This window comes from Flavobacterium sp., from assembly GCF_032153895.1.
Classification (GTDB): domain Bacteria; phylum Bacteroidota; class Bacteroidia; order Flavobacteriales; family Flavobacteriaceae; genus Flavobacterium.
This window is the reverse complement of the sequence record NZ_JALDYN010000001.1, coordinates 83,252-103,566: the sequence shown is the minus strand read 5'-3', so window position 1 is coordinate 103,566 and position 20,315 is coordinate 83,252. Positions and strand designations below refer to the sequence as shown.

General features: G+C 36.4%; 18 protein-coding genes. 2 read left to right on the top strand and 16 right to left on the bottom strand.

The window, feature by feature from the left end; translation table 11 throughout:
- Nucleotides 1-10 precede the first annotated feature (10 nt).
- The 15 genes from RUH60_RS00535 to recR form a co-directional block, all read right to left on the bottom strand.
- Nucleotides 11-1,075 (bottom strand): glycosyltransferase family 4 protein, encoded by a 1,065-nt coding sequence (locus RUH60_RS00535; RefSeq protein WP_313803796.1) that lies wholly within the window; start codon nt 1,073-1,075, stop codon nt 11-13.
- Complete coding sequence (locus RUH60_RS00530; protein ID WP_313803793.1) at nt 1,072-2,259, bottom strand: glycosyltransferase; 1,188 nt, start codon at nt 2,257-2,259, stop codon at nt 1,072-1,074. Before RUH60_RS00530 ends, RUH60_RS00535 begins: the two co-directional genes overlap by 4 nt.
- 1 nt (nt 2,260) lies before the next feature.
- Entirely contained in the window at nt 2,261-3,322 is a 1,062-nt protein-coding gene (locus tag RUH60_RS00525; protein ID WP_313803791.1) for a glycosyltransferase, read from the bottom strand.
- Entirely contained in the window at nt 3,319-4,353 is a 1,035-nt protein-coding gene (locus RUH60_RS00520; RefSeq protein WP_313803789.1) for a hypothetical protein, read from the bottom strand. Before RUH60_RS00520 ends, RUH60_RS00525 begins: the two co-directional genes overlap by 4 nt.
- A 1-nt stretch (nt 4,354) precedes the next feature.
- Complete coding sequence (locus tag RUH60_RS00515) at nt 4,355-4,942, bottom strand: acyltransferase (protein ID WP_313803787.1); 588 nt, start codon at nt 4,940-4,942, stop codon at nt 4,355-4,357.
- 6 nt (nt 4,943-4,948) lie between these two features.
- On the bottom strand, nt 4,949-6,073 hold the full coding sequence (locus RUH60_RS00510; RefSeq protein ID WP_313803785.1) for a glycosyltransferase: 1,125 nt from the start codon (nt 6,071-6,073) through the stop codon (nt 4,949-4,951).
- Nucleotides 6,073-7,197, bottom strand: a complete 1,125-nt coding sequence (locus RUH60_RS00505; RefSeq protein WP_313803783.1) for a TDP-N-acetylfucosamine:lipid II N-acetylfucosaminyltransferase — start codon at nt 7,195-7,197, stop codon at nt 6,073-6,075. The genes RUH60_RS00510 and RUH60_RS00505 overlap by 1 nt, the downstream gene beginning before the upstream one ends.
- A 63-nt stretch (nt 7,198-7,260) precedes the next feature.
- A complete protein-coding gene (locus RUH60_RS00500) occupies nt 7,261-8,334 on the bottom strand; it encodes a DegT/DnrJ/EryC1/StrS family aminotransferase (RefSeq protein ID WP_313803781.1) in 1,074 nt (357 codons plus the stop codon).
- A complete protein-coding gene (locus RUH60_RS00495) occupies nt 8,331-9,773 on the bottom strand; it encodes a lipopolysaccharide biosynthesis protein (protein ID WP_313803778.1) in 1,443 nt (480 codons plus the stop codon). The genes RUH60_RS00500 and RUH60_RS00495 overlap by 4 nt, the downstream gene beginning before the upstream one ends.
- A gap of 21 nt (nt 9,774-9,794) precedes the next feature.
- Nucleotides 9,795-11,072 (bottom strand): nucleotide sugar dehydrogenase, encoded by a 1,278-nt coding sequence (locus RUH60_RS00490; protein ID WP_313803775.1) that lies wholly within the window; start codon nt 11,070-11,072, stop codon nt 9,795-9,797.
- 12 nt (nt 11,073-11,084) lie between these two features.
- A complete protein-coding gene (locus tag RUH60_RS00485) occupies nt 11,085-12,476 on the bottom strand; it encodes a UDP-glucose 6-dehydrogenase (protein ID WP_313803772.1) in 1,392 nt (463 codons plus the stop codon).
- 1 nt (nt 12,477) lies between these two features.
- A complete protein-coding gene (locus RUH60_RS00480; protein WP_313803769.1) occupies nt 12,478-13,458 on the bottom strand; it encodes an SDR family oxidoreductase in 981 nt (326 codons plus the stop codon).
- Nucleotides 13,459-13,532: 74 nt separating this feature from the next.
- Nucleotides 13,533-15,992, bottom strand: coding sequence for a polysaccharide biosynthesis tyrosine autokinase (locus tag RUH60_RS00475; protein WP_313803766.1), 2,460 nt, complete (start codon nt 15,990-15,992; stop codon nt 13,533-13,535).
- A 6-nt stretch (nt 15,993-15,998) separates the two neighbouring features.
- On the bottom strand, nt 15,999-16,793 hold the full coding sequence (locus RUH60_RS00470; RefSeq protein WP_313803763.1) for a polysaccharide biosynthesis/export family protein: 795 nt from the start codon (nt 16,791-16,793) through the stop codon (nt 15,999-16,001).
- A gap of 83 nt (nt 16,794-16,876) precedes the next feature.
- Entirely contained in the window at nt 16,877-17,497 is a 621-nt protein-coding gene (gene recR / locus RUH60_RS00465; protein ID WP_313803760.1) for a recombination mediator RecR, read from the bottom strand.
- Nucleotides 17,498-17,580: 83 nt separating this feature from the next.
- Here recR and RUH60_RS00460 point away from each other — a divergent pair, with 83 nt between their 5' ends.
- Complete coding sequence (locus tag RUH60_RS00460) at nt 17,581-19,161, top strand: sodium:solute symporter (protein ID WP_313803757.1); 1,581 nt, start codon at nt 17,581-17,583, stop codon at nt 19,159-19,161.
- Here RUH60_RS00460 and RUH60_RS00455 read toward each other — a convergent pair.
- Nucleotides 19,158-19,514, bottom strand: coding sequence for a CoA-binding protein (locus tag RUH60_RS00455; protein ID WP_313803754.1), 357 nt, complete (start codon nt 19,512-19,514; stop codon nt 19,158-19,160). The genes RUH60_RS00460 and RUH60_RS00455 overlap by 4 nt on opposite strands.
- A gap of 145 nt (nt 19,515-19,659) precedes the next feature.
- Here RUH60_RS00455 and RUH60_RS00450 point away from each other — a divergent pair, with 145 nt between their 5' ends.
- A complete protein-coding gene (locus RUH60_RS00450; protein ID WP_313803751.1) occupies nt 19,660-20,283 on the top strand; it encodes a MarC family protein in 624 nt (207 codons plus the stop codon).
- The last annotated feature ends 32 nt before the right edge of the window (nt 20,284-20,315 follow it).

Sequence of the window (20,315 nt, the reverse complement as noted above, 5' to 3'; positions counted from 1 at the left end):
TTGGGACTTATTACTTCTTTTCGTCACGATATTCTAAAATTGCAACTAATTCCGCTATTCTATTTTGTATCGTAAACTTTTCATCGACCAGTTGCTTTCCGGCGAGGCCAAAGGTACAACTTTTTGATTTGTCCGAAATTAAAATTTCCAAATCCTTAGCCCATTGCTCTGGAGTTTCAGGCAAATATCCGTTAATACCACTTTTAACAACCTCGACATTCATACCTACTGGTGATGCCACAACCGGAATTCCGCATCCCATATACTGAATCAGCTTATAAGCACATTTACCCTTTTCCCAATTAGAATCCTCAAGAGGCATAATACCAACATCAAAATTTTTAATAGATTCAACTTCTGTAGCTTCACTCCAAGGAATATAAACAATTGGAAACGTTACTTCTTCTGAATAGTTAGCACCAATAATATGCAATTCAAAATCTATTTTTTTGTAAAGTTCCTCAAACATCGGGAACAGAGCTTTTACATACTTAAAAGTTGATGGAGAACCAATCCAGCCAATTATTGATCTTCCTGACCTCACTTTTTTCACAACTGTATAACGCTCAACATCAATAACCGTTGGCAAAACAACTATATGTTTAGCACCAGATTTACGTGCTCTTTCTGCCAGATAATCGTTTCCTGCCAGTACTGATTTAGCAGATTTCATAACCTTATCAATTTTATCACCCAAATACTGTCGGATAAATTTATTAGGATGATTGTCGTAATTATGAAAAACCGCATCATCATAATCAGCTATATAAGAAACACCAAACCAACTGAAAATTTGCTCAAACCAAGCTGGAAAATACGGAAATAGTTCTTTTTCAATAACAATTTTCTGAAAACGAAAAACCGAAAACAACACAAAAAACCTTCGGATATAACATCGAATCGCCTCAAAAAAAGTTGATTCTCCTGCATAAAGCCGATCAAGGTATGCATCCGAAAATAACGGTCGTACCACAATCTCAAAACCTTTTTCTTCAAGGAAAGGAAAATACTGATAACTCCGCAATCTGCTACTGGCTCCTTTTCGAGTGTATTTTGTCAGATAAAGAACTTTCATAATTGTTTTAAGGCTTTTATATAAGTTACTGCGCTCTCCTGTAGTGAAAAATAGGTAATTCCGACTTGTCGAAGATTTTCAGAAGAATATGACTTATAATTTTCAACAAAAGAAACCGCTTTAGAAGCCGCATCATCTTCATCGTGGTCAAACAAAAAACAACCTTCAACTTTGTCCAATAGCTGTTCGGTATCGCCAATTCCTTTAGAAGCAATAGTTGGCAATCCCATCAAAAGATATTCGCCTAACTTAATAGGTGCAACGCCTTGCATACTGAATGTAGGTTTACGGATAGCAAAAGCCACATCTGCAACACTTAAATATTTAGGAACTTCTTCAAAAGGCACACTGAGTATCCGAACTGAATTCCTTAATTCAGAAGTGATTCGTGATTCGGCAAATGCAGTGTTTCCGGTAAGAATGAGCCATTTACTTTTCGGATATCTCTGCAAGTAATCCTTAAAAATCAAAATCATTTCTTCCCAACCGTATTGCAAGCCCAAAGATCCGCAGTACACAAACACCAAATCATCCTGAGAAAAGGACAATACGTTTCGCATCATTTCTTTTTGAGTTATATTAAGCTGGAAAAAATCGATATTTCTGCCATTAAAAACAACTGAAAACTTTGATTTAAAGGCCTCTCCTATGGTTTGAAGATGAATCTCGATGGCTTTTTCAGATCGGGTAATAACACCATTAGCTATTTGTAGTAGTTTGGTTTCTTCGCTTTTCAGCCATCGATATTGTTTGCTTGTTTTGGAAAGACCTGAAAAATCTACACGTTCCTCCAAAGGCAATCCGTCGGCATCAAAAAGAATCTTAGAATTTGGCAGTTTCAATCTGTTTACCATTACTGCCGGCATGGTACTCCTTGGCATAACAACATCTATCTTGTGTTTGTCGATATATTTCTGAAGAAATTTCACTCCTTGAAACAAAGTAAAAATACTACCTAAAATCGCCACTGGTCTTCTGGTAATGGAATATACCGAATAATGAATCCCGTAAGACTTCGCTATTTGTGCTATACAATCTGTCTTTTCCTTAGCAGCCCAAGTAAACTGCACGACGTGAAAATCGACCGATTCTGTCTTTTTTATCTGATTGAAAATTGGCAAAAACAACCCTTCCATATAACTGGTTTGCGGACCGTCCCAAGTAATGAATAATATTTTTGCCATCTTATTTTTGATAAACTTGCATAAGCAAACCTGCGTGCTTTTCTAATGAATAATTTTCTGTTATAGTTTGCTTTCCAATTTGCCCTATCTGATTTCTTTCTTCTTTGCCTATGCCAATTATCGTTTTTATTTTTTGCTTTAAATCTGAATCATCATCCGGCTGAACCAACCAACCGTTTTTTGAGTCGGAAATAATTTCTTCAGCGGCACCAACTTTGGTAGATAAAGATGGCGTTCCACTGTACATTGCCTCAGCCAGAGAATTCGAAAACCCTTCTGTAAAGGAAGTGAGCACATACAAATCTGCAGCCTGAAGATAAGGGAGTGGATTATTCTGATAGCCAGCAAAAACAACCTTTTCTTCCAATCCTAATGATGAAGCCAGAGCTTTTAATTCCGAGATATGACTTCCGTCGCCCACAATGGTGTATTGAATGGTAAATCCTTCAGAAATTAACTGCGCTACAACTCTAAGTACCGATTCAAGATTCTTTACCGGCTCCAAACGCGAAACCGATACAATCCTAAAAACATCATCCTCATTTTCAATTCGAAGCGATACCGGTTTAAAAAGCATCGGATTGGGAATACGCACCGTTTTTTTAGAAGTCACTCCATTTTCCTTTTGCAAATACTTGATTACCGGCTCAGAATTACCTACAACATAATCTGAAAGAGCATAAATGAAGCTAAAAATGCGCTTAGCCATCCTGCCTTGCGAGGGAATCCCAATCTCTTCGGAAACCACAACCGGAACACCAGCCAATTTTGCTGCAAGAACTCCGTGGAAATTTGCTTCCGCACCTGATGTATGCACTACATCTGGTTTTTCTTTTTTATAGAATTTGTACAATTTATAAAGTGTCAAAATACTCGGAATTTTATACGAAAGCCGAAAACAAACCACTCTTTTGCCTTGCTTCCGAATATAATCTTCGGCAGTTCCACCTTTATTGATGGCACAAAACACCCATTCATGCTCATCACAAATATGTGAGATGATTTCCAAACGACGCTCAACACCTCCAAAATCAAGAAAAGTAGCCAGGCGAATTATTTTCATGGTTTGTAATGTGTTAATCCAAAATGGATGGCTTGCGCGTAAGATTCTTCTAAGTTAGAGGATTCAAGCGTTTTCTGCCAACCACTTCCGACCTTTCGAAAATAACTATCCGAGCCAATTAAAGTTAACGGCCCAAAACCAATTCCCTGATATTCCACCAAAGCGCAAAACGTCGCGGTTTCGACGATATCCAACGAATTAAACCAAACTCCCATTTTCGTTGTTACCTCATGAGCATAAGCCAATAACTTTTCGGAAGGCTCTGTCCATTCGAATTTCCCACTACCACTGGCTTTAAAATCGTTGTCGCGAACCTTTCGTTTCAATACATAATATTTTTCCCCAAACACCAAAACTTTGTAATCACAGCTTAAATTCGGAATAAATTCCTGTGTCACAAAAGCACTGCGTTTCGAGAAAAATTTACTAAAATTGACTTCGCTGTATTTCCTAATCGGCTGCAACGATTTGTCTTTATGTTGATTTTTGGCTTTCTTATACAACCGAAGACGCTCCAGCAGCGTTAATTTCTTATTCGATTTAGCAATACTCTCGAATTCTTCTTTACTTTTTATTAACCGAACACCACTGGACATAGCACCTTTAAGACTCTTGTAAACAAAAGGGAAAATTGTAGTTTCAATCGGAAAATCATCTGCATCTCCGTAATAAATTCCGTGTACTTTTTCAATACCAATGCGCTTTTTGTACAATTCCTGATAACCTTTATTTTCAAACGAATACAACTGATTGATATCCGGCAACAAAACCACATCAGGACGACATTGACTTAAATCGTATACCACATCTTTTATATACTGCTGGTAATTATCATTATAACTCGCTGTATAAAACAAAACACAATCCTTTGGCAACAAACTGTAATCGGCAGCGATTTCAGAAAAATCAAACCTTTGAACTGAATAACCAAAATCCTGTTGCAAAATCGCCTGAATACGATCCAAATCCAAACCCATCCAGATACGGCCGGAAAAAAAAGTTTCGTGTATGGGAGCAATAATAATCTGCATACTATTGGTAAGATTTAATAAGTTTTGCAGGATTTCCTCCATAAATAGACATCGGTGGAATATCGCCTTTGACAACACTTCCGGCAGAAATAACCGTTCCTTTACCTATTCGTGTTCCTCCTAAAATGATACAGTTCGCCCCTATCCATACATTATCTTCGATAACAATAGGAATTCCGTAATCTGTGGTTCGAATACGATTTTCGACTTCCGGAAAAGACAAAGCATGACCGTTACCATCCATAATTTGGGTATTAGCGGCTATAAGACAATTATCTCCTATGGTTATAGATTTATAAGCATGAATACAAGTTCCGTGAATTCGACTGTGATTACCAATTATGATACTGGCTCCTTCCCGATCTGCCATTAACTTACACGGACTATGCATATTGATGTGATAATTTGAATTATCAGAGTTGATTAAAGTATGCTCGCCAATTTGTATCGAAGCACCTTTAACCTTTACTATTATCGGTTTTCTATAGAACAAAGTAGTATAGGACAATGTAATTCCTTTATTTTTATATAAAGCAACCCGTAATGCATTCTGTATTTTGAAAAACACATACCGTATTTTTGCAATCATCCTTCTTTATTTTTTGGTCATTAATTCTAGATACAGTTGCTCAATTTTGTTGACATAGACCGTTTCTGAAAATTCTTTAACTACTCTGGAATAGCCATTTTCTCCGAAAGCTGTTCGCAGTTCTTGATTTTTATATATGGTTTCCAATGCATCGGCTATGGCCATAACATTAAATTTTTCGACCAAAAAACCAGTTATATTTTCATCTACAATATATTGCATTCCACCAACTCTAGTAGCCACTATCGGCAAACGACAATACATGGCTTCAGCTAAAACCAAACCGAAAGATTCATTGGCAGACACCAGTGAAAAAACATCCATAATACTATAATACTTGGCTACATCATTTTGATATTTGGCAAAAATCACTTGACTCGAAATACCTAAATCTTCAGCCAGCTTCTCATATTTAGGCCGTTCCTTCCCTTCCCCTACCAATAACAATTTAACCGGCAAGCCTTTTTCAAAAAGTAAAGATACGGCTTTAATTAAATCCGAAAAACGTTTGTTATTGTCATCTATCATTCTACCTACAGAACCAATAACAAAATCGTTTTCAGCAATATGCAATTCTTTTTTTAATGCTATTTTTTCGGTTTCAAGAACCGCTCTTGGTTCTTTTACACCGTTATTGATGAGTTTGATTTTCTTAGGATTGATTTTAGCCTTATATGTAAGATAATCGCAAGTTGCCTGTGAAACCCCTACTACTTTATCAGAAACAAACGAAAAAATTCGCAGCAGAAAATTTGCTTTCCAATTTCGATGAATCGGATCAGAAGTTTCTTCAATAACGATATGAGGAACCTTTTTCAGGAAACCATTAACTGCCGCCATGGAGACTCCTTCAAAAACAGCACCGTGAATAATATCCGGACGAAAATCTGCAATTACTTTCTGAACTTTTTGATGAATAGTAAAATCAAACGGATGCTTAAGTTTTCCAACGACAATTATTTCAATTCCTAATTTTTCAAATTCCTCATGAAGTATACTTTGCAGTTGCGTACATACGATTTTTACTTCAAAACGGTCTTTGGGCAGAAGTTTTACAATAGACAACCTTCTGCGCTCAACTCCTCCTGCGCCTAAGGTTTCCAGACAATGTAAAACTTTTATTTTCTTCATTATTTCAGTAAAATCACGTTATTGGTGTTTTTCATATTTTGTTGCTTTCCCCAAATAGTTATAAGTTTGCTTCGGTGAGACAATACAATTTCCGGATCCAATTTCACATCTAACAACTCAGGTTTTTGGGCTAATTCTTCCAACGTAAAAACAATAAAACCCTGATTTTTGAAAAAAGCGTACGTTATACTATCCTCATAAAAAAAAAGTTTGGCTCCAACATACAACATAGCAATTATATTACCTAAAGCCTGCTGACGAACATGTCCCATCACAACATTGCCACAACTTTGCAATAACTTCATATAATCGGCGTAAGGCATAAAATCGGACAGAACGTTTGCTTGCTGCGGAAAAAACCGCACAGCCTCTATCCCGATAATTTTACCATAATTCAAATCACCGTAATTTAATGGCATAATTATTTTACGACTTCCCAAATTATTTTTGCCTAACACTTTAAAAACATCCAAATGATTATTGGTTGGTGTCGCACTATTTCCTAAAAGAATATCATTAGCTGTAACTGTAAAATCCTCATAACCTTTAACATAGTTCTCTTCCAGATTACCGTAATTCCATTGAATGAATTTTGGCTTAAAATCAGCATGACTTTTTTTTATCAACTGATAATCATCTGGTAGAACTGGTGCAAAATAGCTAATACTTTTATTAATCAGAGCAAGTCGTTTCTTTCTTCTAATCCGATTGACTTTCTTGGCGAAAAAATACAGCAATCGATTGCCTAAAATTTTCGAAACCAATTTCCTTGTCAACGGTTTGTACATGTGAAAATCCGATAAAGTATCTGCCAGCCAGTAATAATCTCCTCCCCAGCCTATCCAAAGGATTTTAGGTTTTAGAGCAGTATTTTGCAGAAGCTGATCGTATTTTACATCTAAAAAATGGATGACAACTAAATCATACGAATTAACAATCGCTGTTGTTTCTTCGGTGTAAAACTCACTTAAAGTAAGAAGCCTGCAAGAAAATGTGATATGTTTTAACGATTCTGCGGAAGACAATACCCAAAAATCATTTTGCACATTTTCCTGTCTTGTAAAAGACTGATGTGCAAAACCAATAAACTTTTCATCATTTACTAAATGTAGAATCTTCTTCATAACTTCAAACAAAGTAACCCTTAAAACAATCTTTAAAACACATTTCCAGCATCTAGATTAGATTTACAATGCTTCATTAACAATAGCACATATACTCTGAATATCGGTTGTTTCTAAACCTACAAATAATGGCAAACATAAAATTCTTGAGGCGATGCTTTCCGAAATCGGCATTGATTTCCCTTTTGTATATTCAATTGTATTTAAAGATGGATAAAAATAACGCCTTGGAATAATATCGGCTTCATTCAACTTATTTTGAACTTGAAGCAAAACTTCTTCGGTTTCAAAAATGACCGGGTAGTAACTATAGTTCCACTGCGTATTTTCTCGTATTTTAATCTTTTTCAAGCGGTCAAAATCGAGAAAGGCATCATACGAATCACAAATTCTTTTGCGATCAGTCAATATTGAATTCATATAGGGCAAAACCGATAAGCCCATGGCGGCCTGCAATTCTGAAATTTTTCCGTTCACTCCTAAACCATGAAAAGCGAGTGGACCGTTGTGACCAAAATTATGATGATAAAACAACTGATGGAATAATTCCTGATTTTGCGTAAACATCGCACCGCCTTCACCTGTGTGAAATAATTTAGTGGCATGAAAACTACAAGTACTTACATCGCCGTATTCAAACAAAGATTTACCATTATAAGTAACTCCAAAAGCATGAGCAGCATCATAAATAACTTTCAGATTATATTTTACTGCAATACGCTCAATCTCTTCAACATTACAGGGATTTCCAAAAACGTGCGTCACCAGAATTGCTTTCGTTTTTGCAGTGATAGCTTGTTCAATTTTGGTTTCATCAATAGTCAAATAATCCGGATGAATATCTACAAATACCGGCGTACAATTCTCCCAAACTATTGCGGCAGTCGTTGCCACATAACTGAAAGGCGTTGTAATTACTTCTCCTCCGTTGGCCAATAACTTAATAGCAATCTGCAAAGGAACGGTTCCGTTATTGGTAATAATGATGTTATCAGTTTTCAGATAATTTTTCAGCTTTTCTTCCAACTCCAAAACCAACTCACCACGATTGGTAAGCCATTCGTTTTTAAAAGCACGGTTTACCTGTTGGGAATATTCCTCAATAGGTGGCAAAAAGCATTTGGTAACATTAATCATCGTGAAAACCTGTTTTTAAGTAATTGTTCGGTGTAGATATAGGGTGGGTTTGAAAATAGTTTATTCAGTACAAAGTAAACAATTATTCCGGTTAATGCTGCCAGAAATAACTTTAAAAGAATGGAATAATCGTCCAGAAAATGGATTACTGCAGCAATTGTAATCCCAGATAGTAGCGCATACACCAAAGTTGGCAACATATCTCTCAACTGATGAAACGTTTTGTAATGAATCATGTCGCTACTATAATAGGTGTTAATCAATAATGCTACAAAAGAAGTCACTACACTTGCCCATAACAAAGCATAGATTCCGAATGAAAATGAAACAATAACTCCAAGTACAATTATTACTTTTTTAATAATTTCCAGTTTAAGAAACAAATCACTTCTTCCGTACACTTTGAGTATATTAATATTAAATGCATGAATAGGATATAACATGCTTGAAAAACAAAGAATTTTAAAAAAGAACGCCGAAGTAAGCCATTCTTTTCCTAACAACAATTCCACCAAAGGTTCAGAAGCTGCTGCCAACCCAATCATTAAAGGTGCTGTAATAAAAAAAGTAAATTGAAGGATTTGCTTATACGTTCGGGCAATGCGCTCTTTCTCTTCCTGAATGTTCGACAATAAAGGATAAGTTACCTTTGAAATAATCGTGGTCAGAATTGTGACGGGATAATTATTAAAAACCTTAGCCCTGTCATAAAAACCCAACTGCCTCACCGAAAAAAACTTCCCGATTAGGACACTATAAATATTATCAAAAAAAGTATTCAAAAGACTTGACAACATTAACTTGTTACCAAAATCAAAATGCTTTTTGAGTTTTGCCTTAGAAAAGTAAAGATGTGGTTTCCAGTCAGAAAAAATCCAAAGCAATATCGAGTTAATTATTTGAGTCGTCAAGTACATCCCAATTATACTCCAAACCCCAAATCCCTTATTTGCCATAAAGATTCCAGTGGCCACTCCAATGATGTTGGCAGGAAGACTATAACGCATAAGTTTTTTAAACTGCATGTTCTTAGTATGAATAGCCAATTGTACTGCAGACAAGGCTGACACAACAAAACTCAATCCATAAACCCGAACCACGGAAACAAGTATTTCCTGATTATAAAATTTCGCAATAAATGGCGCGGATAAAAATAGTATCAGATAAATAACGAGACTAATTCCAACATTTGTAAAAAACACGGTTGAATAATCTTTCTCATCAGCTTCTTGCGAACGAATTAATGAAGAAGCCAAACCACTATCCGTTAATGTAGTTCCGATAGCAATAAAAATTGTAATCATTCCAATGATTCCAAAATCTTCCGGACCAAGCGTACGTGCCAAAACAACCGAAGCAAAAAGAGTAATTCCTTTTGTGAAAACCGTATCCAAAAAGGTCCAAATTATGGCCGAAAATGTTTGCTTTTTCAGTGACACGGTAAAAAAAATTAGCTCTGATTATAATTTTCCGTCAGCCAAACTACCTAAAATTCCTTTTACATCGTACAATAAACTGCTCTCTTTTTGTAATAATGACAAATCTAAATTCAAGAATTCTTTGTGAGCAACTCCTAAAATAACTGCATCAAATTTTTCCGTTGGCAATTCTTGCGTAGTTTTAAGACCATACTCATGTGTAACTTCGGACGGATTTGCCCATGGATCATATACCGTTACATCGGTTTCATAATCTTTTAAAGCATTCACAACATCCACAACTTTGGTGTTGCGGACATCAGGACAATTTTCTTTAAAAGTAATTCCTAACATCAGAATTTTTGAACCGTTTACTTTGATGCTTTTTTTAATCATCAGTTTTACAACTTGTGACGCAACATATTCGCCCATACTGTCGTTTAGACGACGGCCTGCCAAAATAATTTCCGGATGATAACCGTGTTCCTGAGCTTTTTGAGCCAAATAATACGGATCAACACCAATACAGTGCCCACCAACCAAACCTGGTTTAAAAGGTAAAAAGTTCCACTTCGTTCCGGCTGCTGCTAAAACATCATGGGTATTGATATCTAATATGTTGAAGATTTTTGCCAACTCGTTTACAAAAGCAATATTGATATCTCTTTGTGAGTTTTCAATCACTTTTGCAGCTTCTGCCACTCGAATGGTTGGTGCCAAATGGGTTCCGGCTGTGATTACGCTTCTGTATAAAGCATCTACTTTCTCACCAATTTCCGGAGTTGATCCTGAAGTTACTTTTAAAATTTTCTCAACTGTGTGTTCTTTATCGCCTGGATTGATACGCTCTGGTGAATATCCCGCGTAAAAATCTACATTGAATTTCAATCCTGATATTTTCTCTAAAACTGGAATACATTCTTCTTCGGTAACACCCGGATATACCGTTGATTCGTAAATAACGATATCCCCTTTTTTTAGCACTTTCCCAACGGTTTCGCTGGCTTTGTACAAAGGTGTCAAATCAGGTCGGTTATTTTTATCTACTGGTGTTGGCACTGTAACCACGAAGTAATTACAAGTTGCTATATCTGCAAGCTGGTTTGAACAATATAATCCTACAGCATCTGAGGGCTTATCTACTAAAACGGCCTGTAAAATCTCATCTTCAACTTCTAAAGTAGAATCGGTTCCGCTATTCAATTCGGTTATTCTACTTTGATTGATATCAAATCCTACGACAGAAAATTTCGTAGCAAACAAACGTGCCAATGGCAAACCAACATAACCTAAACCAATAACCGCAATTTTAGTACTCATACTCTAATATCATTAAGAACCAATGGATTGATAAACAAATCCAATAGTTTCCAATTGTTTTTTATCTAATAAATTTCTTCCGTCAAACACAAAAGCAGGCTTTAACATATTGTCGTAGACTTTTTGCCAATCTAATTGTTTGAACTCATCCCATTCTGTTAAAACAGCTATCGCATGGGAATTATGACATGCTGTATAGGCATCGGAAAACACAGCAACACCTTCTTTATTTTCTCTTTCTGTTCTGGTTTCAAGATAGTTAAGGTCAAAATAAATTTGTTCTTCCTCTACTTTAGGATCATAAACAGCCACTTTAGCCTGTTCGCTTACCAAATCGTCAGCAACATAAATTGCAGCCGATTCACGGGTATCATTGGTATCCTTCTTGAAAGCCCAACCCAAAAACGTTATTTTTTTACCTGAAACGGTATTGTACAAAGTACTGATGATATTTTTTGCAAAACGACGCTTTTGGTGGTCGTTCATGATAATCACTTGTTCCCAATAATCGGCTACTTCGTTTAATCCGTAAGACTTAGCGATGTAAACTAAATTCAGAATATCCTTCTGAAAACATGAACCTCCAAAACCTACAGAAGATTTTAAAAATTTAGAACCGATACGGCTGTCCATCCCGATCGCTTTAGCTACTTCGTTTACATCAGCTCCCGTTTTTTCACAAAGCTCTGACATCGCATTTATGGAAGAAACACGTTGTGCTAAAAAAGCATTCGCTGTCAGTTTTGACAATTCCGAAGACCAAACATTGGTTGTTAAGATACGGTCTTTAGACACCCAATTCGCATAAATATCTACCAATGCCTGAATCGCAATTTGCCCTTCCGTTGTAGTATCGCCACCTATTAAAACTCTGTCCGGATTGTGTAAATCTGTTACAGCTGTTCCTTCGGCTAAAAATTCTGGATTCGAGAGAATTTGAAAATTCACTCCGTTTCCAGTATGATCCAAAATATCTTTGATGGCGCTAGCTGTTCGTACCGGTAAAGTCGATTTTTCAACAACAATTTTATCGGTTTTCGCCACACGGGCAATCTGACGGGCACACAATTCAATATATTTCAAATCGGCAGCCATTCCTTTACCAACTCCATAGGTTTTTGTTGGTGTATTTACAGAAATAAAAATCATATCCGCCTCATCAATGGCTTTATCAACTTCAGTGGAAAAGAAAAGATTTCTACCTCTTGCCTTCTTTACAACTTCGTCCAATCCTGGCTCGTAAACCGGAAGGTTTTCAAGGTTTTCATCATTCCATGCGGCGATTCTTTTTTCATTCAAATCGACAACCATCACCTTTATATTTGGGCATTTTTCTGCAATAACCGCCATAGTTGGCCCCCCAACATAACCGGCTCCGATACAACAAATAGACTTTATTTCCATCTTATTTTAAATTTTCCCAATACCATTTCACGGCTTCTTTCAAACCACTGGAAATAGAATATTGCGGATTATAGTGTAATAATTTTTTTGCCTTCTCAACACTTGCCAACGAATGTGGTATATCACCCTGTCTGTTAGGTCCGTGAATGATAGGAACTTCTTTTATTTTTGAATCAAATTCTGACAAATATTCTTTCAGATAAGCAACCAATTCGTTTAAAGTTGTTCTGTCCCCAAAAGCAGTATTGTATACCGTATTCACAGCTTCCGAATTTTGAGTTGTCAATGCCATCTCATTCATATGAATCACATTGTCGATATACGTAAAATCGCGGGAATAATTCCCATCTCCGTTAATTATCGGACTTTCGTGATTCATTAATTGCATTACAAACTTCGGAATCACTGCTGCATAAGCTCCGTTTGGATTTTGCTTGCGACCGAAAACATTAAAGTAACGCAATCCGATGGTTTCAATACTATACGTTTTACTGAAGACATCGGCGTACAATTCATTCACGTATTTGGTAACTGCGTAAGGCGACAGTGGCTTTCCTATGACATCTTCAATTTTTGGAAGACTTTCGGAATCGCCGTAGGTAGAAGAACTTGCTGCATAGATAAAACGCTTTATTCCTGCTTCTTTACTAGCATGTAGCATATTCAAAAAACCAGAGATATTAACCTCATTCGAAGTAATCGGATCGTTTATAGACCTTGGTACAGAACCCAATGCCGCTTGATGCATTACATAGTCAACACCGTCTAAAGCTTTCAAACAAGTTGTGTAATCACGAATATCACCCTCTATCAACTGAAAATTAGGATTCCCAATTAAATGCTCAATATTATGACGAAAACCTGTTGAAAAATTATCAAGACAAATCACTCGATTCCCTTTTGAAATAAAGTATTCGCAAAGGTTCGACCCTATAAAGCCAGCGCCGCCGGTAATTAATAATGTGTGTTTGTTTTGAGACATTTCAAAAGATTTGGGTGCAAAGATAGTTCAATTTTCAAGAACTGCAGTTTATTATACTACAGAAACATTTGAACCTATTTCTTACCAAATTTAGATTTTAATTTATCAAAACGTGATTTAGGTTTTTCCTCTTCCAGATAACCACTGCCGTAAGCACCATAACCATATCCGTAACCATAACCATATCCGTAGCCATATCCGTATTTAGCCCTGTTTTCAAAACCATTAAGAACAATACTAATATTATGCAACTCACCACGCTTATGTTTTTCGTTCACAATAGAAAGCATTCCTTTTTTAGTGAAATTTTGTCGGGTTACATACAGAATCGCATCACAGTAAGTCGCTAGTTCCAAAGCATCTGCAACTAATCCAACCGGCGGCGTATCCAAAACAATGAAGTCATATTGCTCTTTCAGCTCTTCAATCATCTCCTTCATACTTTCTCCTAAGATAAGTTCTGAAGGATTTGGAGGAATTGGTCCTGAAGTAATTACATCCAAATACGGAATATGTGTCGCCTGAATCACTTCATTCAAAGTCTTCTGACCAATAAGATAATTAACGGCTCCGATATTATTTTCGATGTTGAAATCACCAAAAATTCTTGGCTTACGCAAGTCTAAACCAACAATAACTGTTTTTTTCTCGCTCAGAGCAAATACCGTAGCCATATTGATGGAACAGAACGTTTTTCCTTCCCCACCCACCGATGACGTTAACATTAATATTTTAGTTCCGTCTGCTTTTTGCTTCTTGTACATATACTGCAGTGAAGAACGAATGGCTCGGAACGATTCTGCTAATGGTGATTTCGGCTTTTCAAACACAGAAAGATTGTTTTCCGTATTTTTCTTCCCTACAACACCAATAATTGGAATTTTGGTTAATTTCTCAATGTCGTCAGAATTATGAATCGTATTATCCAACAATGTCAATGCAAACACAATTAACAATGGCACAAAGATTCCGAACAACAAAGCTAGAATATAGTTTACGCTGGTTTTAGGACCTAAAAGCCCTCCCCCAACATCTTTAGCAGTATCGATGAAAGCGATATCTGAAACGTTTGCCGCTTTGACAATATCTGCCTCACTTCTTTTTTGCATGAACGTATTGAAAATATTGTCTTTCAAATCGTATTTACGAGTTATCTTAAGCAATTCCTGCTTGTCTTGTGGCATTTGCTTAATCTCTGATTCTGCTGAACCTATTTTTTGATTGATTAAAGCCAAATCGTACTGCAAAGCCTGTTTAGCCGAATTAATATTTTCAAGCAAGACCTTTTTATACGCCTCCATTTCTTTATCGAACTCATCGAACATTTTTTTGTTCTTTACCGCATACGCCATTTCAGAACGTTCTGCAGAAAGCTGAATCAATTTGGACACGTTTCCAATTACGTTAGGATCGTCAATACCGGCAACAGTTGGCGCAGGCAATTTTGAAAAATCTGTACTGCTAACCAAATAGTTGCGCAAAGAATTGTAATAAGCGATTTTTCGGGTTACTGCATCTTTTTCCAGATCAAGAGTCGATAATTTTTCAGATAATTTTACACCACCCGCTTCTAATTCCAGAATATTCTTGTCTTTACGAAAATCTTTCAGCTCGTCTTCTGTCTTCTTCAATTCGCCTTCCATGGCAATTAAAGTACTGTCGATAAAGGAAATAGTATTATTTGCAAACTGGTTTTTACTGTCTAATTGACGCTTTTTCAAAACCTCAACTGTAGCATTTAAATAGTCTACTAAACGACTTTTGTTAGTTCCTTGTAAAGCTATTCTAATAATGGAGGGCGCTTTAGTATCGGTCTCCACATTTATCGATTTAAAATGCGAAACAGTAGCATCGAAACTTTTGAAACGAATGTAAAAATCTTCAGAAAAATTCTTACCTCCTTTTGGATTTAATAAAATAACCCCATTAAAATAAGGCAACTCGATTTTATCTCCAATGCGATAGCGCTTTTTAATTTCATTTGATTGCAGACTAACCGGTTCAACTTCGTTTGTTTCGTAAATATAATTTTTAACCGTAGTATCTTCTGAACTCACCGAAAGTTCAAACTCTGTTGCATTCAGAAAATGGATTTTTATCGGAATATTGGCTAACTGTCCTTTAGATTCGTCAATTTCAACATAAAACGGAACTTCACCGTATGCATCCTGATAATTGTATTTCCCTAAACGCAAGTAATCAATATAATAATTAAGCCTATCAACTACATACTCATTATGTGTCCTAGACTTTAGCATATTCATGATGGTCTGAACCTTATCCGAAGTACCACCCCAGTTAAAAACCAAACTGGTATTTGAGGTAAAGAAAGGATTGTTTTCATCCTTTACCACAATAGAGGCTTCCATCCCGTAAATTTTCTCTTTACGGATATTCACCTGATAAGCGATAAAAAAAGTAAGTATCAAACTGGCAACAAACCATTTCCAATAACTGGCAACTTTTATCAGAAACCCTTTAAAATCAAAACTGTTCTGATTTTCAAAAAACGAAAAGTCTTTGGTATCAAGCATCTTATCTTATAGGTTTCTAAGTAATAAAAAAGTTGTTGTCACTAACGACAAAGCCGAAATAATCGTGGCTACAGATTGTGTTCCAGTAGTTCCGGTTCCCCACGACTTTTGCTTCAGCGGTTTCACATAAATATAGTCGTTAGGCTGCAAATAGTAATACGGAGACTGCATTGCTTTAACATCGGTCAAATCAATACTATGTATTTCAGAACCATGTGGGTATTGTCTTATTATCATTACCTCTTTACGGTTACCTGTAATTGTAATATCTCCAGAATTGGCAACAGCATCCAACACAGTAGCTCTGTCTTGGTAAAGCATTTTAGTTCCGGGAGAACCTACTTCTCCATTTACCGTATAGCGCAATCCGGAAAGTTTTACGGTAACAAAAATATTGGCTTCTTTTCTGAAATATTCTTCTAGAAAACGTTTTTCAATCTTTAGACGGACTTCTTCTGTGGTAAATCCTAACACATTAACTTCACCCAAAACCGGAATACGGATATTCCCATGATCATCTACGGTAAACCCATTAAAATAGATACCTTGCTCTGACTGCATTTGTGCCCCTTGAACCTCAGACGGATTGAACATATCCACCAATTTCTGATCCAAAGCTTTAACTTTAATCGTCAAGATATCATTGATTTGTAAACGATAAGGCTTGGAAGCAATCGCTTGAATGGCAACCATCGTGGAATCATTGTTTTTATTCTGAAGGTAAACCAACTCCTTATTCGGAATACAGGAAACACTGATTAAACCTAGCATTATTAGTAAAAGAAAAAAGATTTTTCTCATTCGTACTTTATTAAAAAAAACAAATATAGTTTTTCAATTGAACTTTTTAAACTTTTCGGTTAAATAAACCAATATTGTAACGATTACATAGCATTGAAAGAATTCTCAAACGGAATGCGCTGCATCAGACTTCTCCCCAAAGTTACCTCATCAGCATATTCCAATTCATCACCAATGGCAATGCCTCGGGCAATGGCTGAAGTAGTAACTTCACAATCTTTTATCTGCTTGTAAATATAGAAATTAGTCGTATCGCCTTCCATGGTGGAACTCAAAGCAAAAATCACTTCTTTAACTGAACCTGATTTTACTTTTTCAACCAATGATGCTATCATCAGCTGACTCGGACCAATCCCATCGATAGGCGAAATTTTCCCGCCTAAAACATGATAAATTCCTTTAAAAATACCGGTATTTTCAATCGCCATCACATCGCGAATATCTTCCACCACACAGATAACAGCCTTGTCTCGGTTAGGATTTGCGCAAATAGCGCAAACTGTGGTATCCGAAATATTATGACAACTTTGACAGTTATTGATTTCATTCCGCAAACGCAACAAAGCAGCAGTTAAGCCCTCCACCTGTTCTTTTGGCTGTTTGAGCAAATGCAATACTAAACGCAAAGCCGTCCGTTTACCGATGCCGGGCAACTGCGAGATTTCATTCACCGCATTCTCCAATAATTTCGACGAAAATTCCATAGTGCAAAAGTAGTTAATTTGAATTTGCAGACCTTTGAAAACATACAAATATTTGTGTAAATTGTCGCAGTAAAATCTTGAACATGACATCGGTAACCATTTTAACCATTATCATCATTTATTTCGGAGTTTTAATTCTGATTTCCAACTTGGTAAGTAAAAAAGACCAAAGCAACGATACATTTTTTAAAGCCAATAAAAATTCCAAATGGTATCTGGTAGCCTTTGGAATGATTGGGACTGCGCTTTCCGGAGTTACTTTTATTTCAGTTCCGGGTGAGGTTGGCAATCCGAATCTGCAGTTCAAATATTTTCAGTTCATCATCGGAAATGCCATCGGTTTTCTTATCATTGCCAAATTGCTGTTGCCGTTGTACTATCGCATGAATCTGACTTCCATTTACAGCTACATCGAGCAGCGATTGGGAACTATCAGTTACAAAACTTCGGCCATTATCTTTTTAATCAGCCGAACGATTGGTTCTGCCTTCCGCTTGTATTTAGTGGTTATTGTGTTACAGCGCTATGTTTTTGACGATTTCAACATTCCTTTTGCAGCAACAGTTCTAATTTCCTTAGGATTGATTTTCGCTTACACTTATCGCGGCGGTTTGAAAACCATCATTATTACTGACACACTGCAAACTTTCTTTTTAGTATCATCGGTTTTTTTAACCATCATCTTTGTTTGCCAGAGTTTGGATTTCGGTGCTATTCAAGCTTTTGAAGCAGTAAAAAACAGTCAGTACTCTAAAATTTTCTTTTACGAAGATTATCTGAAAGGCAATTACGTTATCAAACAGATTTTAGGTGGAATTTTCGTAACCATTGCCATGGTTGGTCTAGATCAGGATTTGATGCAGAAGAACCTTAGCTGTAAAAACATTGGCGAAGCGCAGAAAAACATGTTCACCTTTACGGGAATTTTCGTCATCATCAACATTTTCTTCCTAAGTGTTGGTGCTTTGTTGTATATGTATGCCGAGAAAAATGGAATTGCAATCCCGACAGTAGACGGTGTTCCGAGAACGGATTATCTGTTTCCCGAAATCGCTTTCAAACATTTAAGCATCATTCCCGCGATAATCTTTTTATTAGGATTGACTGCCGCTACATTCGCTACAACCGACAGTGCATTAACCGCTTTAACAACTTCGTTTTGCGTTGATTTCTTAGGCATGGATAAATCCGAAAATGTGAATAATCCGAAAACGGTTGCAACTCGCCATTTGGTGCATTTAGCGTTTTCTTTTTTGATGTTTTTAGTTATTCTAGTATTCAACTCTCTAAACGACAAGTCTGTTGTGACGATGATTTTTAAAGTTGCTTCTTATACTTATGGACCTCTTTTAGGGTTGTATGCATTTGGAATATTCTTAAAAAAGAAAACGGTTCATGATAAATTAGTACCTATTGTTTGTATTCTTGCGCCTGCAATTTGTTTCTTGATAAGCACAGATTTACAACAACAATTTGGTCCAATTGAAGGACAAAGTGTATTACATTTTTTAATTCTCGAACCTTGTTATTGGATTAATGAAAAAATCATAGAATTAAAGGGAGGATATGTAATAGACAACGAATTAATCATTGTTAACGGATTAATAACATTTATTGGATTGTTGCTAATCAGCAAGCCCACAACTGAACAAACGCGTTTCTAAAACTGATTAGTACTCAACAACACCAAAGTACAAGCTGCTTCGTAAGCGATATTGGCTTGGTCGAGGATTGCAAAAAAAGCTGGATTTTCAGTACCGGGATTAAAAATTACGCGTTGTGGTCTCAAATCGACGATGTAATTATAATAGTCCGCCTGTCGCATCGGGTTAAGATACAAAGAAACCGTATGAATGTCTGGAAACGGAAGTTTATCGGCTTCAATAACAATATCACCTACCATTTCATGCTGTGCGCCGATTGCCAGAACTTCATGATTGTGTTTTTGCAAACTTTTGATTGCCAGATACGAATACCGTTCCGGATTTGATGAAGCTCCAATTACTAATGTTTTCATCCGATTATTTTTTCTAAAGTTACGGCTTTTCTAGTTTTTTTCCTATATTGGCGTAAACAACGGATGAAACGGGATAACGTAATTTTTACTTAAATATACGTTTACCTTTCCTGCGAAAATCCGCTTTAATTTTGCAACAAAAACCATGGAATTATTTGTTTACATTTTTGCCGCTTTGTTTTCTGTATTGAATCCGTTAGGAGCTATCCCGATTTATGTTGGTTTAACCGAAAACGATTCAGCTTCTGAACGCTTGCGAATTTCTATTTGGACAGCTGTAAATGTATTTGTCATCTTAATCATCTCCTTTTTTGTTGGTGAACATGTGATCAATTTTTTCGGAATCAGTATTGATGCGCTTCGTATTGCCGGCGGAATTGTGATTGCCAGCTCCGGTTTTGCCTTGTTAAGCGGAAAATTCAGTAAAAAAAGAGGTATCAATAAAAAAGCAACCAGTGATGCTCAAAACCGAAACGATATTGCCTTAACACCTTTGGCTATGCCGATTTTAGCCGGTCCGGGCTCGATATCTCTCTTAATTGCTTTTTACCAAGATTATCCTGATTTTAAAGACAAAGCCATTATCTGTGTTTCGCTTTTAGCTGTTGCCATTGCCATTTTTATCATCTTGAGAAGCGGCCATTATTTATCAAAACTTCTAGGAGCTTCGGGGATTGTGGCAATTTCCAGAATCATCGGTTTTTTTGTAATTGCCATCGGAGTTCAATACATCAGTAGTGCGGTTGTCAATATTTTCAAAGCGATTTAAATAACAACAAAGGCCTCCAAACGGAGGCCTTT